This window comes from Lentzea flaviverrucosa (assembly GCF_003350445.1).
GTDB classification, from domain to species: Bacteria; Actinomycetota; Actinomycetes; order Mycobacteriales; family Pseudonocardiaceae; genus Lentzea; species Lentzea californiensis.
Genome location: NZ_QQAU01000002.1, coordinates 15,835 through 34,661, shown reverse-complemented (window position 1 = coordinate 34,661; position 18,827 = coordinate 15,835). Strand labels below are relative to the sequence as shown.

Annotated in this window: 21 protein-coding genes and 1 pseudogene; 21 read left to right on the top strand and 1 reads right to left on the bottom strand. The window is 68.8% G+C overall.

Annotated elements, in window-relative coordinates:
• The first annotated feature begins 25 nt into the window (after positions 1-25).
• The 16 genes and pseudogenes from DFR72_RS06235 (at position 26) to DFR72_RS06155 (ending at position 13,171) form a co-directional block, all read left to right on the top strand.
• Entirely contained in the window at positions 26-802 is a 777-nt protein-coding gene (locus DFR72_RS06235; protein WP_090066403.1) for a type II CAAX endopeptidase family protein, read from the top strand.
• Positions 802-1,533: a LamB/YcsF family protein gene (locus DFR72_RS06230; RefSeq protein ID WP_090066402.1), complete on the top strand. Its 732-nt coding sequence runs from the start codon at positions 802-804 to the stop codon at positions 1,531-1,533. Before DFR72_RS06235 ends, DFR72_RS06230 begins: the two co-directional genes overlap by 1 nt.
• Positions 1,534-1,656: 123 nt before the next feature.
• Positions 1,657-2,100 (top strand): 30S ribosomal protein S16, encoded by a 444-nt coding sequence (gene rpsP, locus DFR72_RS06225; RefSeq protein ID WP_090066401.1) that lies wholly within the window; start codon positions 1,657-1,659, stop codon positions 2,098-2,100.
• On the top strand, positions 2,097-2,336 hold the full coding sequence (locus DFR72_RS06220; RefSeq protein ID WP_090066400.1) for an RNA-binding protein: 240 nt from the start codon (positions 2,097-2,099) through the stop codon (positions 2,334-2,336). Before rpsP ends, DFR72_RS06220 begins: the two co-directional genes overlap by 4 nt.
• A 19-nt stretch (positions 2,337-2,355) precedes the next feature.
• Positions 2,356-2,871: a ribosome maturation factor RimM gene (gene rimM / locus DFR72_RS06215; RefSeq protein WP_090066399.1), complete on the top strand. Its 516-nt coding sequence runs from the start codon at positions 2,356-2,358 to the stop codon at positions 2,869-2,871.
• Positions 2,861-3,607 carry a tRNA (guanosine(37)-N1)-methyltransferase TrmD gene (gene trmD, locus DFR72_RS06210; protein ID WP_090066398.1) on the top strand — a complete coding sequence of 249 codons (747 nt, stop codon included), beginning with the start codon at positions 2,861-2,863 and terminating at the stop codon, positions 3,605-3,607. The genes rimM and trmD overlap by 11 nt, the downstream gene beginning before the upstream one ends.
• 152 nt (positions 3,608-3,759) lie before the next feature.
• The gene (gene rplS, locus DFR72_RS06205; protein WP_090066397.1) at positions 3,760-4,119 is read left to right on the top strand and encodes a 50S ribosomal protein L19; all 360 of its coding nucleotides are present in this window, start codon (positions 3,760-3,762) and stop codon (positions 4,117-4,119) included.
• A gap of 3 nt (positions 4,120-4,122) precedes the next feature.
• Positions 4,123-4,863 carry a signal peptidase I gene (lepB, locus tag DFR72_RS06200; RefSeq protein ID WP_090066396.1) on the top strand — a complete coding sequence of 247 codons (741 nt, stop codon included), beginning with the start codon at positions 4,123-4,125 and terminating at the stop codon, positions 4,861-4,863.
• 4 nt (positions 4,864-4,867) lie between these two features.
• Positions 4,868-5,731 (top strand): signal peptidase I, encoded by an 864-nt coding sequence (gene lepB / locus DFR72_RS06195; protein WP_090066395.1) that lies wholly within the window; start codon positions 4,868-4,870, stop codon positions 5,729-5,731.
• Positions 5,728-6,519 carry a ribonuclease HII gene (locus DFR72_RS06190; RefSeq protein WP_090066394.1) on the top strand — a complete coding sequence of 264 codons (792 nt, stop codon included), beginning with the start codon at positions 5,728-5,730 and terminating at the stop codon, positions 6,517-6,519. Before lepB (DFR72_RS06195) ends, DFR72_RS06190 begins: the two co-directional genes overlap by 4 nt.
• Complete coding sequence (locus DFR72_RS06185; protein ID WP_030479657.1) at positions 6,519-6,842, top strand: DUF2469 domain-containing protein; 324 nt, start codon at positions 6,519-6,521, stop codon at positions 6,840-6,842. The genes DFR72_RS06190 and DFR72_RS06185 overlap by 1 nt, the downstream gene beginning before the upstream one ends.
• Positions 6,843-7,096: 254 nt before the next feature.
• Positions 7,097-7,468, top strand: a complete 372-nt coding sequence (locus tag DFR72_RS06180) for a YraN family protein (protein WP_281273309.1) — start codon at positions 7,097-7,099, stop codon at positions 7,466-7,468.
• Position 7,469: 1 nt separating this feature from the next.
• Positions 7,470-8,967, top strand: a pseudogene (locus tag DFR72_RS06175) (YifB family Mg chelatase-like AAA ATPase).
• A gap of 706 nt (positions 8,968-9,673) precedes the next feature.
• A complete protein-coding gene (dprA, locus tag DFR72_RS06165; protein WP_090066753.1) occupies positions 9,674-10,825 on the top strand; it encodes a DNA-processing protein DprA in 1,152 nt (383 codons plus the stop codon).
• A 398-nt stretch (positions 10,826-11,223) separates the two neighbouring features.
• The gene (locus DFR72_RS06160; protein WP_090066392.1) at positions 11,224-12,201 is read left to right on the top strand and encodes a tyrosine recombinase XerC; all 978 of its coding nucleotides are present in this window, start codon (positions 11,224-11,226) and stop codon (positions 12,199-12,201) included.
• Positions 12,176-13,171, top strand: a complete 996-nt coding sequence (locus DFR72_RS06155; protein WP_090066391.1) for a FliA/WhiG family RNA polymerase sigma factor — start codon at positions 12,176-12,178, stop codon at positions 13,169-13,171. Before DFR72_RS06160 ends, DFR72_RS06155 begins: the two co-directional genes overlap by 26 nt.
• A gap of 717 nt (positions 13,172-13,888) precedes the next feature.
• Here DFR72_RS06155 and DFR72_RS06150 read toward each other — a convergent pair.
• Positions 13,889-14,353, bottom strand: coding sequence for a M23 family metallopeptidase (locus DFR72_RS06150; protein WP_090066390.1), 465 nt, complete (start codon positions 14,351-14,353; stop codon positions 13,889-13,891).
• 370 nt (positions 14,354-14,723) lie between these two features.
• On the opposite strand from DFR72_RS06150, the gene rpsB reads away from it, so the two are divergent.
• The 5 genes from rpsB (at position 14,724) to DFR72_RS06125 (ending at position 18,825) form a co-directional block, all read left to right on the top strand.
• Entirely contained in the window at positions 14,724-15,563 is an 840-nt protein-coding gene (rpsB, locus tag DFR72_RS06145; protein ID WP_090066389.1) for a 30S ribosomal protein S2, read from the top strand.
• Positions 15,564-15,634: 71 nt separating this feature from the next.
• Positions 15,635-16,450: a translation elongation factor Ts gene (gene tsf / locus DFR72_RS06140; RefSeq protein WP_090066388.1), complete on the top strand. Its 816-nt coding sequence runs from the start codon at positions 15,635-15,637 to the stop codon at positions 16,448-16,450.
• A 122-nt stretch (positions 16,451-16,572) separates the two neighbouring features.
• Complete coding sequence (gene pyrH, locus DFR72_RS06135; RefSeq protein ID WP_307790168.1) at positions 16,573-17,283, top strand: UMP kinase; 711 nt, start codon at positions 16,573-16,575, stop codon at positions 17,281-17,283.
• Between the two features lie 61 nt (positions 17,284-17,344).
• Positions 17,345-17,902, top strand: coding sequence for a ribosome recycling factor (gene frr, locus DFR72_RS06130; protein WP_090066386.1), 558 nt, complete (start codon positions 17,345-17,347; stop codon positions 17,900-17,902).
• A 68-nt stretch (positions 17,903-17,970) separates the two neighbouring features.
• A complete protein-coding gene (locus tag DFR72_RS06125) occupies positions 17,971-18,825 on the top strand; it encodes a phosphatidate cytidylyltransferase (RefSeq protein WP_090066385.1) in 855 nt (284 codons plus the stop codon).
• Positions 18,826-18,827: the final 2 nt, after the last annotated feature.

The window sequence follows — 18,827 nt, the reverse complement described above, 5'->3', positions numbered from 1 at the left end:
CCGCGGTGTGACTAAATTGCAGAGCGTGAGTGAGCCGGAATCCCTGAAGCCGAAGCGGGGCTTCATCGAGAGCGTGCGGGACATCAGCCGCAACCCGGAGCCCGAACGGGTCGGCCAGCGTTGGGGATTCGGCGCGTTCCTACTGGTGGAAGCAGTCTTCATCCTGAGCGCCGTGTTCATCACGGCCGTGGGCGCAAGCTACGGCGCGACGCTCGAGAGCTCGACCTCGCTCGTGCTCGTCGGCTCGCTGGTGCCGATCATGCTCGCGGCCGCGGTGGCCGTCGTGATCACGTACGTGCGCGGCAACGGCCCCGTCATCGACCTGCGGCTGAGCCTGACCAAGTCGGACGTCGTCTTCGGTCTCAAGATCGGCGTCATCGGCCTGGTCTTCACCTACGTCGCCGCCACCGTGTGGGCGAAGATCGTCGGCAAGGACAACGCCACGAGCGCCATCGGCGAGCTCTTCAGCAACGCGAACCTGCCCCTGGCCGCCGCCATCACGATGTTCCTGTACATGAGCTTCATCGGCCCGATCTGCGAGGAGATCATCTTCCGCGGGCTGCTCTGGGGCGCGGTCGAGCGGCAGGGCTGGAGCAGGTGGGCCGCGTTCGTGCTGACCACGGTGATCTTCGCGCTCAGCCACCTCGAACCGCAGCGGACGTGGCTGCTCCTCGTGATCGCCATCCCCATCGGCGTCGCCCGCCTGGTCACGCGCAGCCTCGGGGCGAGCATGGTGGCGCACGTGCTGAACAACTTCCTGCCGGGACTGTCCCTCCTGCTCCTGTCGGTGGGGGTCATCTGATGGACCTGAACAGCGACCTCGGCGAGGGCTTCGGCATCTGGAAGCTCGGCGACGACACCGCGCTGCTGGGCGTCATCACCAGCGCGAACGTCGCGTGCGGCTTCCACGCCGGTGATCCGTCCACGATGCGCAAGGTCTGCGAGGAAGCCGCGAAGAACGGCGTGAAGATCGGCGCCCAGGTGAGCTACCGCGACCTGGCCGGGTTCGGCCGGCGGTTCATCGACGCCGACCCGGTCGAGCTCGCGGACGAGGTGCTCTACCAAATCGGTGCGCTCGATGCGTGCGCACGAGCAGCAGGTACCGAGGTCGTGTACGTGAAGCCGCACGGCGCGCTCTACAACGCGACGGTGCACCACGAGAAGCAGGCCGAGGCGGTCGTGAACGGCACCAAGGCGTTCAAGGACCTGCCGATCCTGGGCCTGCCAGGCTCCCAGCTGCTGGAGAAGGCCTCGCGGGCAGGCCTGCGGCCCGTTCAGGAGGCGTTCGCCGACCGCGGCTACACGCCGGAGGGCACGCTGGTCCCGCGCAGCGGGCCGGACGCCCTGCTCACCGACACCGCGCAGATCGTCGAACGGGCCACCCGGCTGCTCCAGGGCGAACTCGTCGCGGTCGACGGCACCGTCATCAAGACGCAGGCGGAGTCGTTGTGCGTGCACGGCGACACGCCTGGAGCGGTCGCGCACGCGCGTGCGGTGAAGGAAGCGCTCGGCACCGTGACACCGTTCGCGTAGGACCCGATTCGGATCCGCCGGTCCCCATCTGGCACAATTGCCCGCTGTCCGTCGTGGTCGGCCCCTCTGCCCGGGCCGCGACTGTGCGAACCACCAACACAGAGTTCGAGGAGTACCAGGCCAATGGCCGTCAAGATCAAGCTTCAGCGTCTCGGCAAGATCCGCCAGCCGTACTACCGCATCGTGGTCGCCGACGCGCGCACCCGTCGCGACGGCAAGGCCATCGAGACGATCGGCAAGTACCACCCGAAGGACGAGCCGTCGTTCATCGCGGTCGACTCCGAGCGTGCGCAGTACTGGCTGGGTGTCGGCGCGCAGCCGACCGAGTCGGTCCAGCGGATCCTCGAGATCACCGGTGACTGGCAGAAGTTCAAGGGCCTGCCGGGCGCCGAGGGCACGCTGAAGGTCAAGGAGCCGAAGACTCCGAAGGCCGAGCTGTTCGCCGCCGCGCTCGCCGCCGCGAACTCGGAGCCGATGACCGACGCCACCACGCCGAAGGCGAAGAAGGCCAAGAAGACCGACGACGCGCCCAAGGCCGAGGCCGAGGCGCCCAAGGACGAGGCGTGAGTTTGTTGGCTGACGCCCTCGAACACCTCGTTCGCGGCATCGTCGACCACCCGGAAGAAGTCCGGGTGAACCTCGTCACGACCCGCCGCGGCCGCACCCTCGAGGTCCACGTCCACCCGGACGACCTCGGCAAGGTGATCGGCCGTGGCGGTCGCACCGCGACGGCTCTGCGCACCGTGATGGCCGGTATCGGCGGTCGTGGTGTGCGGGTCGACGTCGTCGACACCGACCGCTGAACGAAGCTGCAAAGGGCAAATGGACGTCGTCGTCGGCCGTGTGGCCAAGGCGCACGGGATCACCGGTGAACTAGCCGTTGACGTGCGCACCGATTCACCCGAAATGCGGTTCAAGCTCGGAGCCACGCTCCAGGCCAAGCTGCGTGACGGCACGTCCCGAAGCCTCACCGTGTCAGCCGCCCGGCCTCACTCCGGGCGGCTGCTCGTGCGTTTCGAGGAAGTCGTGACCCGCGACGTCGCGGAGTCGTTGCGCGGCACGTTGTTGCTGGGCAGCACCGACGACCTGCCGGCGATCGACGACCCGGACGAGTTCTACGACCACGAGCTCGAAGGGCTCGCGGCCGAACTCGTCGACGGCACGAAGATCGGCACGGTCAAGGAGATCCTGCACGGCCCCGGTGGCGAACTGCTCGTGGTCATCCGTGACCAGGGGGAGGCGCTCATCCCGTTCGTGCGCGAGATCGTGCCCACCGTGGACGTTCGCGGCGGCCGTGTCGTGATCGACCCGCCAGAGGGCCTGCTCGATGCAGATTGACGTCGTCACGATCTTCCCCGAGTACCTCGCGCCGCTGCGCGCGGCGTTGCTCGGGAAGGCGATTGACAAGGGCCTGATCAGCGTCGGCGTGCACGATCTGCGTGACTGGACCCAGGACGTGCACAAGGCTGTCGACGACAGCCCGTACGGTGGTGGGCCCGGCATGGTCATGAAGGCCGACATCTGGGGTCCTGCCCTGGACGACGTGTGCACGGACGAGACCCGTCTCATCGTGCCGACGCCGGCCGGACGTCCGTTCACGCAGGCGGTCGCACACGAGTACGCGAACGAGTCGCACCTCGTGTTCGCGTGCGGTCGCTACGAGGGCATCGACCAGCGTGTGGTCGATGACGCCGCACGGCGCGTACGCGTCGATGAGGTGTCCATCGGTGACTACGTGCTGGTGGGTGGCGAGGTGGCGGTGCTCGCGATCGTGGAAGCGGTCGCGCGGTTGCTGCCCGGCGTGCTCGGCAACCCGAAGTCGCACGCCGAGGACTCGTTCCAGGACGGGCTGCTCGAAGGGCCGAGCTACACGCGGCCCGAGGTGTGGCGCGACCTGCCGGTGCCGGACGTGCTGCGTTCCGGAAACCACAGGCTGATCAACCGCTGGCGCCGCGACCAGTCGCTGGCCAGGACCTTCGCCAGGCGCCCTGACCTGCTGGAATCGTTGCCGGCGGAGATGTTCGACAAGCACGACCGCGCCCTGCTCACGCGCCTGCGCGAGGGTGGGGAGTAGCCCGATTTCATTCCGGAGTGCCTGGTCTGGCACACTGGAACAGTTGCCGAAGCCGGTGTGATACCGGCGTGCGCACACAAGCCGACCCCCATCATGTCGTGCACAGCCATGGAGCATGCTCTGGGGAGTTCAAAACACGTGAGGAACCACCGATGAACATCCTGGACGCGCTTGACGCCCAGTCGCTGCGCACTGACATCCCGGCCTTCCGCGCCGGTGACACGCTGAAGGTTCACGTCCGCGTCATCGAGGGCTCGCGCGAGCGCGTCCAGGTGTTCCAGGGCGTTGTGATCCGTCGTCAGAACGGCGGCATCCGCGAGACCTTCACCGTCCGCAAGGTCTCGTTCGGCGTCGGCGTCGAGCGCACCTTCCCGGTGCACTCCCCGAACATCGCCGAGATCGAGGTCGCCGTCCGCGGTGACGTGCGTCGCGCGAAGCTGTACTACCTGCGCGACCTGCGCGGCAAGGCTGCCAAGATCAAGGAGAAGCGCGAGGCCCGTCCGGTCTCCTGATCGGTGGCTTCGAGCCCAGAAGACTTCGAGGACGCCTCCGCACCGGATGAACCGGAGCGGGGGCGTACTCCTGTCTGGAGAGAAATCCTCTACGTCGTCGTGACGGCCGTCGTGCTGACGGTGCTCATCCAGGCGTTCGTGGCGCGGGTCTACGTGATCCCCTCGGCGTCGATGGAGAACACGCTGCACGGCTGCACCGGCTGCGAGAACGACCGCGTGCTGGTCGACAAGCTCACCTACGGCTTCAGCGACGTCGAGCCGGGCGAGGTGGTCGTGTTCCGCGGCCCCGAGGCGTGGACGACGACCGACTTCCGCAACCCCCGGTCGACCAATCCCGTCGCGGGTTTCGTGCAGAACATCGGTTCTCTGCTGGGCATCGCGCCGGCGAACGAGCGCGACTTCGTGAAGCGCGTGATCGCGTTGCCCGGCCAGACGGTGATGTGTTGCGACGAGCAGCACCGTGTCGTTGTGGACGGCAAACCGCTCGACGAGCCGTACGTGCATTGGCAGGCAGGCACTTCGCCCGCGGACCACGAGCCGTTCGCACCGATCCGCGTACCGGACGGCCGGTTGTTCGTGATGGGGGACAACCGGATGAACTCCACCGACTCGCGCAAACAGGGCGGTGGGGGCGTAGCGGGCACCGTGCAGGTCGAGAACGTCATCGGCAAGGCCCGGTACGTCGTTTTCCCGAAAGATCGGTGGAGTGTTGTGTCGGATCACAACCCCCAGCCCCTAGGCTGATCTCGTGGTCGACGACGCTCCAGAGCAGAACCCTCCCGGTGACGAGCCCAGTTCGGACGCTTCGGACAAGCCCGCGAAGCAGAAGAAAAAGGGCAACTTCTGGAAGGAACTGCCTGTCCTCATCCTGGTCGCGTTCGGCCTCGCGATCGGCATCCAGATCTTCCTCGGCCGCGTCTACATGATCCCGTCCGAGTCGATGGAGACGACGCTGCACGGGTGCACCGACTGCTACGGCGACCGGGTGCTCGTCGACAAGGTCACCTTCCGCTTCACCGATCCGGCGCCGGGCGACGTGATCGTGTTCCGCGGGCCGCCGTCGTGGCAGAACGACTTCGTCTCCGCCGAGCCGGGCAACCCGATCTCGCAGGGCCTGTCGTGGCTCGGCTCGCTGGTCGGGCTGCCGTCGGCGAACGAGGAGGACTTCGTCAAGCGCGTGATCGCCGTCGGCGGGCAGACCGTGAAGTGCTGCGACGACCAGAACCGCGTGACGGTCGACGGCAAGCCGCTCGACGAGCCGTACAAGCACTTCGACGAGGGCACGCCGGCCGAGCAGGAGTCTTTCGAGGAGCTCAAGATCCCGGACGGGATGCTGTTCGTGCTCGGCGACAACCGCAACCACTCGTGCGACTCGCGCTGCCAGGGCCAGGGCGGCCTCAACGGGCTCGTGCCGGTGGGCGACGTGATCGGCAAGGCGCGCGTGATCGTGCTGCCTCCGTCGAGGTGGGGCGGCGTGTCCGACCACGACCCGCAGATCGTCTCGATGGGTGCGCCGGGCTGGCAGGAGAACGTCCCGCTGGGCCTCGGTATCGTCGGCGCGTGGCCGCTTCTGCTGCTCGGGCGTCGAGTGCGAGACCGATTCCGCCGATGACCATGCTGATGCCGCCCCGTGCGGTGGTGCGGGGCTCTGCGGGGAACTGGGCGTTGCAGAGCACGCTGGAGCGCCGGGGCCTCGGACCCGTCGCCGGTGTGGACGAGGCGGGCCGCGGGCCGTGCGCCGGTCCGCTGGTGATCGCCGCGTGTGTCCTTCGACCGGGTGATGCTTCGCGGTTCGAAGGGCTGAACGACTCGAAGCTGATGACGGCGGCTGCCCGCGATCGGATGTACGACCTGGTGCTCAAGCGTGCGCTGGATCACTCGGTCGTGGTCGTTCCGCCCGCCGACATCGACTGGCTGGGCATCCACGTCATGAACATCGAGGGCATGCGGCGTGCGGTGGCGCAGCTGGAGACGCACCCCGGCTACGTGCTGACGGACGGTTTCAAGGTGCCGGGAATGCCGGCGCCGAACGTGGCGGTGCTCAAGGGCGACCAGGCCGCGGCGTGCGTGGCGGCGGCATCGGTGCTGGCCAAGGTCACGCGGGACCGCATCATGGCGGATCTGCATGATCGTCATCCCGAGTACGGGTTCACCGTGCACAAGGGGTACTGCACGCCCGACCACACGGCGGCGTTGATGGAACACGGCCCGTGTGCGGAGCATCGCTGGTCGTATGTAAATGTGGCAGCGGCGGCTGCCAAGCACGGTCTCGCCGCGCCGCACAGGGTGGCGCGCGGCACAACCGCGCAGGCCGTGGTCCAGAATGATGCAACCCCGGCTGACGCCGGGGAGCTCGCGACGAGTGAGGGCGCGGAGCAGATGACCCGCGCGGAGGCGTAATGAGTGCAGAGGATCTCGAGAAGTACGAGACCGAGATGGAACTGTCGCTGTACAAGGAGTACCGCGACATAGTCAGCCAGTTCTCGTTCGTCGTGGAGACCGAACGGCGTTTCTACCTGGCCAACTCGGTGGACGTGCAGGTGCGCAACGCCGACGGCGAGGTGTACTTCGAGGTGCGCATGTCGGATGCATGGGTGTGGGACATGTACCGCCCTGCAAGGTTCGTCAAGAACGTTCGTGTCATCACCTTCAAGGACGTGAACGTGGAGGAGCTGGACAAGCCGGATCTCCGGCTGCCGGAGAGCGGCCCTTTCCCCAGCTGAAAGAGGAGTGACCCGAAACGTTGGCGGTGCCGTCCGCGGTACCGCGATGAGCCCGTGCGGCCGCGAAATCTCACGGCGGCGTTTCGGGCCACGCTCCTAGCACACCCCACCGACGATTCCGTCGTTCCAAGATCTACAACGGCCGACTTGTCCACAACCGCCGAGTTGTCCACAGATTCCCCGCGGCCCGGTCGCCCACCCCGTCCCGCCCTGCAAGGTCGTGTCCAACGACCCGCAGGGAGGCGAGGGCAGTGGTGGCACAGGCACTGGTCGAGACCAGGCAGCAGGAGATGGGGCGCCAGGGCGAAGACCTGGCGTGCAGGTACCTGGAGGGGCAGGGCCTGGTCGTCCTGTCGCGGAACTGGACCTGCCGCGACGGCGAGCTCGACGTCGTGGCCGTGGAGGGCGACCGCCTGGTCGTCTGCGAGGTCAAGACGAGGTCCGGCCCGGCCTGGGGCCGCCCGGACGAGGCCGTCGACCAACACAAGCTCTCCCGCCTGCGTCGCACGGCGCTGCGCTGGCTCGCGTCGCACGGCGTCGGCTGGTGCAACGTCCGCGTCGACCTGATCTCGGTCACCTGGCCTCCGTCCGGCGAAGCACGCCTGCAGCACCTGCGGGGAGCCTGAGATGGGCTTGGCGCAGGCCTGGTCCGTCGCGCTCTACGGCGTCGACGGCATCGCGGTCGAGATCGAGGCCGACGTGGGCGTGGGCCAGCCCCGCACCCACCTGCTCGGGCTGCCCGACGCGTCCTTGCACGAGTCGAAGGAGCGGGTGAAGGCCGCCGTCCGCAACAGCGAGGAGGAGTGGCCGAAGCAGCGCATCGTCCTGGGCCTGTCCCCGGCGAACCTGCCCAAGGGCGGCAGCAGCTACGACCTCGCCATCGCCTGCGCCACCCTCGCCGCCGCGGGCTCAGTCCCGTGCGAGCGCCTGGCCACCACCGTCCTGCTGGGCGAACTCGCCTTGGACGGCCGTGCCCGCGCTACTCGCAGCCCGTCGCGCCGGCCTCACGACAGCGATCGTCCCGGTGGAGGTCCTGGCGGAGGCGTCCCTGGTCGACGGCATCGACCTCCACGGCGCCCAGACCCTCGCCGAAGTCCTGGCATGGCTCCGCGGCGAGCCCGTGGCGCTGCACCCGCCACCGCAGCCGGCCGACCCACCGCTCCCTGCCGCACCGGACCTGGCCGACGTAGTGGGCCAGCCAGAGGCCCGCTGGGCACTAGAGGTGGCCGCGGCAGGTGCCCACCACCTCCTCCTGACGGGCCCGCCGGGCACCGGCAAGACGATGCTGGCAGAACGCCTCCCCGGCCTCCTCCCACCGCTGACACGCCAAGACTCGCTGGCCGTGACAGCCGTCCACTCGGTAGCGGGCGTCCTGTCCTCCGACTACCCGCTGGTGGCCAGCCCGCCGTTCGTCAACGTCCACCACACGACGTCGATGGCGGCCCTGATCGGCGGGGGCAGCGGCATGGCGAAGCCAGGCGCCGCCTCGCGCGCCCACAAGGGCGTCCTCTTCCTGGACGAGGCCTGCGAGTTCGGCCAGAAGACCATCGACACCCTCCGCACGGCCCTGGAGGAGGGCGAGGTCCGCATCCCGCGCCGAGACGGCATAGCCCGCTACCCGGCCCGCTTCCAGCTGATCCTCGCCACCAACCCGTGCCCCTGCGCCCCGCCGAAGGAAACGGACTGCATCTGCACCTCCACAGTCCGCCGCCGCTACCAGTCCCGCCTCTCCGGCCCACTGCTCGACCGCGTGGACCTGAGGGTGCGCATGAGGGCGACAACGGCCATGGCGAACGCAGACGCCGCCCCACCGGAACCAACGGCGGTGGTAAGAGCCAGAGTCCTGAAAGCCAGGACAAGAGCCGCCACCCGCTGGTTCGCGCACGGCCACACCTGGCTGGCGAACGCCCTGGTGCCAGGCCCAGCCCTACGGCGAGAGTTCGCCCTCCCAAGGCAGACAACGGCCCTGCTGGACCGAGCCCTGGCCCTAGGAGCCCTGACGGGCCGAGGAGCCGACCGTTGCCTACGAGTCGCCTGGACCTTGGCCGACCTGGCAGAAGCCGACCGCCCAACCGCAGACCACGTAGCCGCCGCTCTCCACTTCCGAGAACGCAGAGCCCCCTAAGGCGTGTCCCGTAAGTCCGCGCGACTGTCGCGGACGAGGCTCACGGGACACGCCCTAGCGCCACCCACCAGCGGAGGCCGGTTCCCTTCCGCAGCGATCCTCGCCTCCAGCACACCACAGCCTGCCCACGAGAAGCGGATCTTCATGGCCCGCCCCAAGCCGCCGGTCGCAGAGCTTCAACGCCCCGACTCCGCGTCCGGCCCAGCCGGGCGGGCGCTCGTCCCCTGAGAGCGCCCGCCCGCCTGACCTGCCGCCCCCCCTCTCCGTCCCAGGCCAACCCCTTGGTGAACCCGGTCTGCCCCGAGCCGCCGGGCGCGGAGCCCCACTCCCGCTCCGCGCCCGGCACCACCCCACCCGAAGCGTTCGGGCGCCTGTCCCAACCCAGGCGCCCGAACCCACCGGGCACGAGCTCCGAGCCTCGGCTCGTGTCCGGTCCGAGCGGGTCGCTCGCCCTTCCCCAGCGGGCGACCCGCTCACCTGCTCGTCCCTTCTCATCCCGGTCGAACCTCACGAACTCCCCGGAAGGAAGCCCGACCATGACTCCAAGCCTCATTCCCGCCACAACCTCGATCACCGCCGCGGCGGCCGCGATGCCCGCACTGCTGCAGTTGCGGTGCACGGTCAGGAGGCGCACGTCAGGGTTCAGCCCGCCGAATCCGTGGCGCGCTGAACCCTGGCGGCGCTGGCTGTCCTGGTGGTGGTTCCGGTGAGCACAGCGCCGACCGCCCCGGCCACCGATGCCGTTCGCCTGGCCAGGGCCTATCTGTCGCGCGTCGCGGAGCCCTATCCGGCGGCGCTGGCGTCCCTGGTCGCCGACGTCGGGCCGATCGAGGCCGCGGACCGGGTGAGGGCCGGCGGAGTTTCGCCGTCGGTGACCAGCCAGACGTCGGCGCGGCGGGCCGAGGAGCACGCCCGCGCAGACCTCGACCTCATCGCGCGGCGTGGTGGGCGGCTGGTCATTCCCGAGGACGAGGAGTGGCCGCGGTGGCCGTTCCTCGCACTCGAGAACGTTGCCGCTCGGCGGTGTGGCGGTGAGCCGCTCGCGCTGTGGGTGCGGGGGCCGCACGTCCTGGCCGACGTGGTGGACAAGGCCGTTGCCGTGGTCGGGTCACGGGCTGCCAGCGGGTACGGCGAGCACGTTGCCGGCGAGTTCGCCTTCGGGTTGGCGTCGGCGGGGCTGACCGTCGTCTCCGGGGCCGCATACGGGATCGACGGCGCTGCTCATCGCGGTGCACTCGGGGCCGGCGGGGTGACCATCGCGGTGCTGGCGTGCGGTGCGGACATCGCCTATCCCGGCGGCCACCAGGGACTGCTCGGCAGGGTCGCGCGGGAAGGGCTGATCGTCAGCGAGTACCCGCCCGGCGTGACGCCCGCGCGGCATCGGTTCCTCACTCGCAACCGGCTCATCGCCGCGTTGGGAGGCGGCACCGTCGTCGTGGAGGCCGGGCGGCGTAGTGGCGCCAAGAACACGGCCGCGATCACGCTCGCGCTGGGTCGGCCGTTGATGGTGGTGCCGGGGCCCGTGACGTCGGTGAGCTCGGTCGGCTGCCATGAATTGTTGCGGGAAGGGCAGGCCGAGTCGGTGAGTTCGGTGGCCGAGATCGTCGAGTCGGTGGGGCGGTTCGGCGATGACCTCGCCACCCGGCCTGCCGAGAAGGAGAGCGACCTCGGGGCACCCCAGGGAGAGGCGATGAGGGTGTACGAGGCCCTCGGGAAGCGCAACGGCGTCAGCGACGAGGCCGTGTCGGTCGAGTCCGGGGTGCCGTTGGACCGGGTCCGGGCGTTGTTGCCAGAACTGGAACTCGCCGGGCTCGCAATGCAGGTGGACCAGGGCTGGCAGAAGCTGGAGATGAGGTGACTTTCGTCCATTGTGGATAGTCAGCTGCGGCTGACCTGCGGTTTCGCCTCGGTTGAAAGAGATTTCGGCGGCTCGGCGGGAGTGTCGTCGGAGTGCGCGCGGGCGGCGTTTGGCCTGTATGGGGCTTCTGTGAGGCCGGAATAGCGCTGCTGCCGGACGGCAGCAACTGCTCGGGTGCGATCTTGCGTGCTGTGCGGCGAGCGATTCCCTCGGCTGTTCGGGTGGTGGCGCCGGCGGCTGTCGCTACTCCGAAAGGTGATCTGCAAGTGCCGCCGAACCCCTGCTCGTCACAGGGAGTTGAAACGTTATCGTCATCCCGATCATGAGAGCGCTCCCAAATGGCGCGGGGGTGTGGCGATACTTGACCAAACGCCCCGACTGGCGCAGCGTCTTGGCCTATGTCCCCGCCGCCGCATGGTCGGACACGTCGTGTCGATCTCGTTCGCCTGCGCGAAAAACTGCCGGCGAACGTGGAAGCCGTGTTGCGGCAGTACGAACGGCACCTGATGTTGGAGCGTGACCTGTCGCCGCACACGGTGCGCGCCTACGTCGGTGATGCGGTGGCGTTGCTCGGCCACGTCGCTGGGAATATCCCGGAAAACGCAGATCTGGGGCGCATCGACCTGGCGAATTTGCGGTCGTGGCTTGCCGCACAACACACTGCGGGGGCGAGTCGCACGACACTCGCGCGGCGCGCGGCTGCTTCGCGCACGTTCACCGCGTGGGCGCACCGAGCAGGGCATGTGGCGTCGGATCCGGGGCCTCGGCTCGCCGCTCCGCGGCCGCACCGGACGCTGCCGTCGGTGCTGCGCGAAGACCAGGCGAAGGACGCGATGAGGGCCGTATCCTCTGGCGCGTCCCAAGGCGATCCGGTTGCGCTGCGTGATCAGGCCGTGGTGGAGTTGCTGTACGCCACAGGTATCCGCGTGGCCGAACTCTGTGGTCTTGACCTCGACGACGTGGACTACTCCCTAAGGGTGATTCGAGTTCTGGGCAAAGGTGGTCGCGAGCGCAGCACGCCGTTCGGCGTGCCTGCCGAGCGCGCGGTGCGGCGATGGGTGGACGAGGGCCGAAACGCCCTGGTAGCACCGGATTCGCCGCCGGCCTTGTTCCTCGGCGCTCGCGGCGGCAGGCTGAACCAGCGGGCTGTTCGAACCCTGGTGCACGAGGTCGTCGCCGTGGTACCGGATGCACCGGACATCGGGCCGCACGGGTTGCGCCACTCCGCTGCGACCCATTTGCTGGAAGGAGGAGCGGACCTGCGCACCGTCCAAGAACTGCTTGGTCACGCTACGCTCGCAACGACTCAGCTTTACACACACGTCACTGTCGAACGGCTGAAGGCGATCCATGACCGAACCCACCCCCGTTCCTGACGCCGCAGGGGGAGGATCGCGTACGGCGACCGTGCCCCCTGAACCCGCCCTGCCCGCACCAGCGTCGAAGCAGGCGAGCAACGGGCACCGTCAGAACGGCGCGCCACGCACCGAGGCGACCCCCGAGCCCGGTGCCGACACGCATGTCAACGGCACGCCCGCGGCCGTTCCGACTGCGGTGACGCGCGCGGACGTGCGGTCCGGTGACGACGTCGAAGCCGGCATCGTCGCCCTGTGGCGCAGCTACGGCGAGTCCCGCGACCAGAGCCAGCGCGACCGCCTGGTGCTGCACTACGCGCCGCTGGTCAAGTACGTCGCAGGCCGCGTCGGCACCGGCCTGCCCGCGCACGTGGACGTGGCCGACCTGATCCAGTCCGGCATCTTCGGCCTGGTCGACGCGATCGAGAAGTTCGAGCCGGAACGCGGCCTCAAGTTCGAGACCTACGCCATGCAGCGCATCCGCGGCGCGATCCTCGACGACCTGCGCTCGCAGGACTGGGTGCCGCGCTCGGTCCGCAGCCGGGCGCGCGACGTCGAACGAGCCCTGGAGCGCCTCGGCGCGAAGCTGCAGCGCACGCCCACCGACCGCGAGCTCGCCGCAGAGCTCAAGATCGGCCTGGCCGAACTCCGCGAGCTCTACGGCCAGCTGCAGCTCACCAGCGTCGTCGCCCTCGACGAGCTGATCGCCCCGAACAAGGGCGGCTCCTCCCTGGCGGAGTCGCTGCCCGACGACGCCGCCGAAGACCCGGTGGCGAGCCTCGTCGACCAGGACAGCCGCCGTCAGCTGGCCGACGCGATCGCCCAGCTGGCAGAACGCGACCGCGTGGTCGTGACCCTCTACTACTTCGAGAACCTGACCCTCGCCGAGATCGGCAAGGTCCTCGGCGTGACCGAGTCCAGGGTCTGCCAGCTGCACACCCGCGCAGTCCTGCGCCTGCGCACGAAGCTCAACGAGCAGTCCGAGGCCTGACCGCACCTCGATCACCCAGCAGCCTGGCGACCGCCGGGCTGCCGAACGCCCGTACCGGGAAGCTTCGAGACCCTCACAAAGCCGCTTCGAACCTCCTTTCTGCCTGCCGCCAGGCCTAATTCACTCGAACGGGTGGCGCTTGGGCCTGCTCCAAGTACGCCCCGTGCCCACTCGGGCATCGCGCCGACCATCCGAACCGCGAGTCGGGCGCACACCGCGCCGGCCCATCGAGCGCAACGGTGAAGCGAAGCCCGGCTGCGTCGCCCTCGTCAGGTCGACGACCGCCTGTGCCCCGGGGTTGAGCAGTTCCTGAGCAGCCGGTCCGCAACCACCGGGCAGCGGAACGGTCGCGTCGGCAATCGGGCAGCCGACGGACACACGCGCCGCCAGTTGGGCGGCTGGAGTCACTCGGACCCGGTAGCGCAGTGCGCCGGACAGGCGGCGCCTTCGGACGTGCACTGGGTTGATGTCGTGGCGATCGCTGCGTCGTGCCGGCGGGCGGGTGACCTGGGGGCGGGGAGTGCGGACTGCGCGGGTCGCGCAGCCGGATGTCGGCGGCCGGGAGACGGCCTGAGTGAGCGGGCGGCCGCCTCCCGGCGCCTGACGGGCGCTGCGGCGGGTGTCGGGGTGCGCCGCTGTCCAGCCGCCTGGGGAACGGCGGGGATGCGCCCGTGTGGAGCGCCGCGCGGGGTGATGCGCGGCGCGGGGCTGGACGGGTCAGGTGGGGGCCGCCAGCGGCAGCAGGCGCACGCGGCCTGAGCTGACCAGGCGGAGCGGGTCCAGGTAGGCGTGGCCTCGGCGGGCGCCCCAGTGCAGGCACGGGGCGGGGCAGTGGCCCGCCTGCAGGTGGCCGATCACCTCTCCCCGGCGGATAGGGCGGCCCGCGGTGACGGCAGGCGCGATCGGTTCGTAGGTGGTGCGCAGGCCGTTGCGGTGCTGCAGCGACACCAGGGTCCTGGCGGCCACCGCGCCTGCGAAGACGACGGTGGCGTCGCCCGCGGCGAGGACCGGGGTGCCGGCCGGTGAGGACAGGTCGACGCCTCGGTGACCGGGGCCGAACGCGGAGGCGGGGGCCTCGAAGGCTCGCACCACCGGGTGCGGTGGGGGCAGGGGCCATGAGAAGCGGTCGGCCGGCGGGCTCAGGAGGGTGGTGAACAGCAGTGCGGCGGGGAGGAGGGGCATGGGTCAACGGTCGGCCAAGGGCACCTCGGCGACCAGCGGCTATTGGGAATCTGTGGATTACTCGCCGGTTGTGGACAACTACGCCCTGCGAGGTGGGGGCGATTCGAAGTTTGTCGGGGATGGGGAGTAGACTTTTGGGCGCGTCCCGTCTGTGTGCGAGACGACTTCGCGTGCCAACGCAGATCCGACCTGGCTGATCCCAGCAGAGTCGAGTCACGACGTTCGACGGTCCTGACGGTGCAGAGATGCTCCGCGGGTGCGGACGGCGGCAATGGCACCAGGGCTGAAGGCCTACCGGCCGGAAGCGACAACCGAACCGACGCGCAAAGGCGAGACCTCGCGCGTCCGACAGATGAGGTGCGAACCGGCCATGGCCGTCGTAACCATGAGGCAGCTGCTTGACAGCGGCGTGCACTTCGGGCATCAGACCCGGCGCTGGAACCCGAAGATGAAGCGTTACATCTTCACCGAGCGCAACGGCATCTACATCATCGACCTGCAGCAGACGCTGACCTACATCGACCGGGCTTTCGAGTTCGTCAAGGAGACGGTCGCGCACGGCGGGTCGATCCTGTTCATCGGCACGAAGAAGCAGGCGCAGGAGGCCATCGCCAACGAGGCGCTCCGCGTCGGCATGCCCTACGTGAACCAGCGCTGGCTGGGCGGCATGCTCACCAACTTCTCGACGGTCCACAAGAGGCTTCAGCGCCTCAAGGAGCTCGAGTCGATGGAGCAGACCGGCGGTTTCCAGGGTTTCACCAAGAAGGAAATCCTGATGATGAACCGCGAGAAGGACAAGCTGGAGCGCACGCTCGGCGGTATCCGCGACATGTCCAAGGTGCCCAGCGCCGTGTGGATCGTGGACACCAAGAAGGAGCACATCGCGGTCGGTGAGGCTCGCAAGCTGAACATCCCGATCGTGGCGATTCTCGACACGAACTGCGACCCGGACGAGGTCGACTACCCGATTCCGGGCAACGACGACGCGATCCGTTCCGCGGCCCTGCTGACCAAGGTCGTGGCCGAGGCCGCCGCCGCCGGTCTCATGCAGCGCTCCGGTGGTCGTCGCGACGCCGCTGACGGCCAGGACAAGCCCGAGGCCGCCGACGAGCCGCTGGCGGAGTGGGAGCAGGAGCTCCTCACCACCAACGCCGCCGTCGCGACCGAGGCCCCGGCCGAGGCTCCGGCCGAGCAGCCCGTCCAGTCCTGATTTCCCCACGAGGTGCCCGCACACAAGCGGGCACCTCGTGACCTAAGCGCGTACATCGCAGAAGGAAAACGATGGCGAACTACACCACCGCGGACGTCAAGAAGCTCCGCGAGCTGACCGCCGCCGGCATGATGGACTGCAAGAAGGCGCTGGACGAGGCGGACGGCGACTTCGACAAGGCCGTCGAGATCCTGCGCATCAAGGGCGCCAAGGACGTCGGCAAGCGCGCTGAGCGCACCACGTCCAACGGCCTCGTCGCCGTCAAGGACGGCGCGATGATCGAGCTGCGCTGCGAGACCGACTTCGTGGCCAAGAACGCCGACTTCATCGCCCTGGCCGACGACATCGTCGCGCTCGCCAAGGCGAACAAGGTCGCCGACGTCGAGGCCCTCAAGGCCGTCGAGGTCGACGGCAAGACCGTGGACGCGCTGGTCCAGGAGTTCTCCGCCAAGATCGGCGAGAAGCTCGAGCTGGCCAAGGCCGTCGACTTCGACGGCACCGTCTCGGTCTACCTGCACAAGCGCGCTGCCGACCTGCCGCCCGCCGTGGGCGTCCTGGTCGAGTACACCGGCGACAACGCCGATGTCGCCAAGGGTGCCGCGATGCAGATCGCCGCGATGCGCCCGAAGTTCGTCACGCGTGACGAGGTCCCCGAGGAGCTCGTCGCCAACGAGCGTCGCATCGCCGAGGAGACCGCTCGCGAGGAGGGCAAGCCCGAGGGCGCGCTCCCCAAGATCGTCGAGGGTCGCGTGAACGGCTTCTTCAAGGACGTCGTGCTCACCGAGCAGGCTTCCGTGACGGACAGCAAGAAGACGGTCAAGGCTCTCCTGGACGAGGCCGGCGTGACGGTTACCCGTTTCGCTCGGTTCGAGGTCGGCCAGAGCTGATTCGCGCGAGGGCGGGGTTGCGGGTACCAGCGACCCCGCCCTTGGCGTGTCTACAGAAGTTTCCCGGGGCCCAAAGGAGAGGACCTGTGAGCGAAGAAGGTAGCCACGGCTACAGCCGGGTGATGCTCAAGCTCGGTGGCGAGATGTTCGGCGGTGGTGGCGTCGGTGTTGATCCCGACGTCGTCCAGACAGTCGCCCGGCAGATCGCGGCCATCCACCAGTCCGGCGTGCAGGTGGCCGTGGTGATCGGTGGTGGCAACTTCTTCCGGGGGTCCGAGCTCCAGCAACGCGGCATGGACCGGTCGCGCGCCGACTACATGGGCATGCTCGGCACGGTCATGAACTGCCTGGCGCTGCAGGACTTCCTCGAGCGCGAACACGGCATCGACACGCGCGTGCAGACCTCCATCCAGATGACGCAGGTCGCCGAGTCCTACATCCCGCGCCGCGCGATGCGCCACCTCGAGAAGAAGCGCGTCGTGATCTTCGGCGGTGGCGCCGGCCTGCCGTACTTCTCCACCGACACCACGGCCGCCCAGCGCGCGCTGGAGATCGGCTGCGAGATCGTCCTGATGGCCAAGGCCGTCGACGGCGTCTACACGGCCGACCCCAAGATCGACCCGGACGCGCTGATGTTCGACAACATCACCCATCGCGAGGTGCTGGAGCGCGGCCTCAACGTCGCCGACGCCACGGCCTTCAGCCTCTGCATGGACAACAACATGCCGATCCTCGTCTTCAACCTCCTCACCGAGGGGAACATCGCACGCGCGGTGCGTGGTGAGAAGATCGGAACTCTGGTCAGCACCCCCGGTGGCCGCCCGGCCTTCTAGACCTGGTGGGATCTCTCCAGGACCGGGAATTGGGCACGAACACGCAGAGCAAGGAGCAGTCGTGATCGACGAGACCCTCCTCGACGCCGAGGAGAAGATGGAAAAGGCGGTTTCGGTCGCGAAGGAGAACCTCTCCTCCGTCCGAACCGGTCGTGCGACTCCCTCGATGTTCAACCGCATCCACATCGACTACTACGGCTCCATGACGCCGCTGAACCAGATGGCCAGCATCACGGTCCCCGAGGCGCGCATGGCGGTCGTGAAGCCGTACGACGCGGGCCAGCTGAACGCCATCGAGAAGGCGATCCGGGACTCCGACCTGGGCGTCAACCCGAGCAACGACGGTGCGATCATCCGCATCGTGATCCCGCAGCTCTCCGAGGAACGCCGCCGGGACATGGTGAAGGTCGCGAAGTCCAAGGGCGAGGACGCGAAGGTCTCCCTGCGCGGCGTTCGTCGCAAGGCGAAGGAAGAGATCGACAAGCTCGTCAAGGACGGCGAGGTCGGCGAGGACGACGGCGCACGTGGTGAGAAGGAGCTCGAGGCTCTGACCCACCGCTACGTGGCGCAGGTCGAAGAGCTCGTGAAGCACAAGGAAGCCGAACTCCTCGAAGTCTGATGTTCCACTGATGGTTCGCCCGGCCGAGTCGCCGCAGGCGTGATTGCCCAGGCCGGGCGGAGGTCTTGATGGGAGCACAGGTGGCAGGCGGTCCCGCGGACGTCCCCACGTCGAAGCCGTCGCGCGCGGGACGTGACCTGCGCGCGGCGATCCTGGTCGGCGCCGGCCTCGGCGCCATGATCATCGTGTCGCTGCTGACCGTCAAAGAGACGTTCATCGCCATCGTCGCGGCCGCCGCGGCGGTGTCGACGTGGGAGATCGCGAACGCCTTCAAGAAGGCCGGCATCAACGTCGCCCTGTGGCCGGCGTTGATCGGCGGCCAGGCGATCATCTGGCTGTCGTGGCCGCTCGAGCGCTCCGGCATGATGACCGCGTTCGTGGTCACCGTGCTGGTGTGCATGATCTGGCGGTTCCGCGGCGGTTCCGACGGCTACCGGCGCGATCTGAGCGCCTCGGTGTTCACCATCGCGTACATCCCGTTGTTCGCGGCGTTCGCGGCCATGCTCGTGGTTCCCGACGACGGCGCGGGCCGTGCGTTCGCGTTCATCATCGGCGTCGTGCTGTCGGACGTCGGCGGTTATGCGGCCGGTGTCTTCCTCGGCAAGCACCCGATGGCGCCGACGATCAGCCCGAAGAAGTCCTGGGAGGGCTTCGCCGGTTCGCTGACCGCGGGCGCGGTCGGCGGCGCGCTCACGGTGACGATGCTGCTCGACGGCCAGTGGTGGCAGGGCGCGCTGTTCGGTGCCGTGCTCGTCGTCACGGCCACCGCGGGCGACCTGGTCGAGTCGCTGATCAAGCGCGACCTCGGCATCAAGGACATGGGCACGCTGCTGCCCGGCCACGGCGGCCTGATGGACCGGATGGACTCGCTCCTCCCGTCCGCCGTCGCCTCGTGGCTCCTGCTGCACCTCTTCGTGCAGTAGCC

Bases quoted from the DNA above. Each gene is read 5' to 3' on its own strand.
- DFR72_RS06230 (WP_090066402.1), top strand. From the start codon at position 802: ATGGACCTGAACAGCGACCTCGGCGAGGGCTTCGGCATCTGGAAGCTC.
- rpsP (WP_090066401.1), top strand. From the start codon at position 1,657: ATGGCCGTCAAGATCAAGCTTCAGCGTCTCGGCAAGATCCGCCAGCCG.
- rimM (WP_090066399.1), top strand. From the start codon at position 2,356: ATGGACGTCGTCGTCGGCCGTGTGGCCAAGGCGCACGGGATCACCGGT.
- trmD (WP_090066398.1), top strand. From the start codon at position 2,861: ATGCAGATTGACGTCGTCACGATCTTCCCCGAGTACCTCGCGCCGCTG.
- rplS (WP_090066397.1), top strand. From the start codon at position 3,760: ATGAACATCCTGGACGCGCTTGACGCCCAGTCGCTGCGCACTGACATC.
- DFR72_RS06190 (WP_090066394.1), top strand. From the start codon at position 5,728: ATGACCATGCTGATGCCGCCCCGTGCGGTGGTGCGGGGCTCTGCGGGG.
- DFR72_RS06185 (WP_030479657.1), top strand. From the start codon at position 6,519: ATGAGTGCAGAGGATCTCGAGAAGTACGAGACCGAGATGGAACTGTCG.
- DFR72_RS06160 (WP_090066392.1), top strand. From the start codon at position 11,224: ATGTCCCCGCCGCCGCATGGTCGGACACGTCGTGTCGATCTCGTTCGC.
- DFR72_RS06155 (WP_090066391.1), top strand. From the start codon at position 12,176: ATGACCGAACCCACCCCCGTTCCTGACGCCGCAGGGGGAGGATCGCGT.
- DFR72_RS06150 (WP_090066390.1), bottom strand. From the start codon at position 14,353: ATGCCCCTCCTCCCCGCCGCACTGCTGTTCACCACCCTCCTGAGCCCG.
- rpsB (WP_090066389.1), top strand. From the start codon at position 14,724: ATGGCCGTCGTAACCATGAGGCAGCTGCTTGACAGCGGCGTGCACTTC.
- tsf (WP_090066388.1), top strand. From the start codon at position 15,635: ATGGCGAACTACACCACCGCGGACGTCAAGAAGCTCCGCGAGCTGACC.
- pyrH (WP_307790168.1), top strand. From the start codon at position 16,573: ATGCTCAAGCTCGGTGGCGAGATGTTCGGCGGTGGTGGCGTCGGTGTT.
- DFR72_RS06125 (WP_090066385.1), top strand. From the start codon at position 17,971: ATGGGAGCACAGGTGGCAGGCGGTCCCGCGGACGTCCCCACGTCGAAG.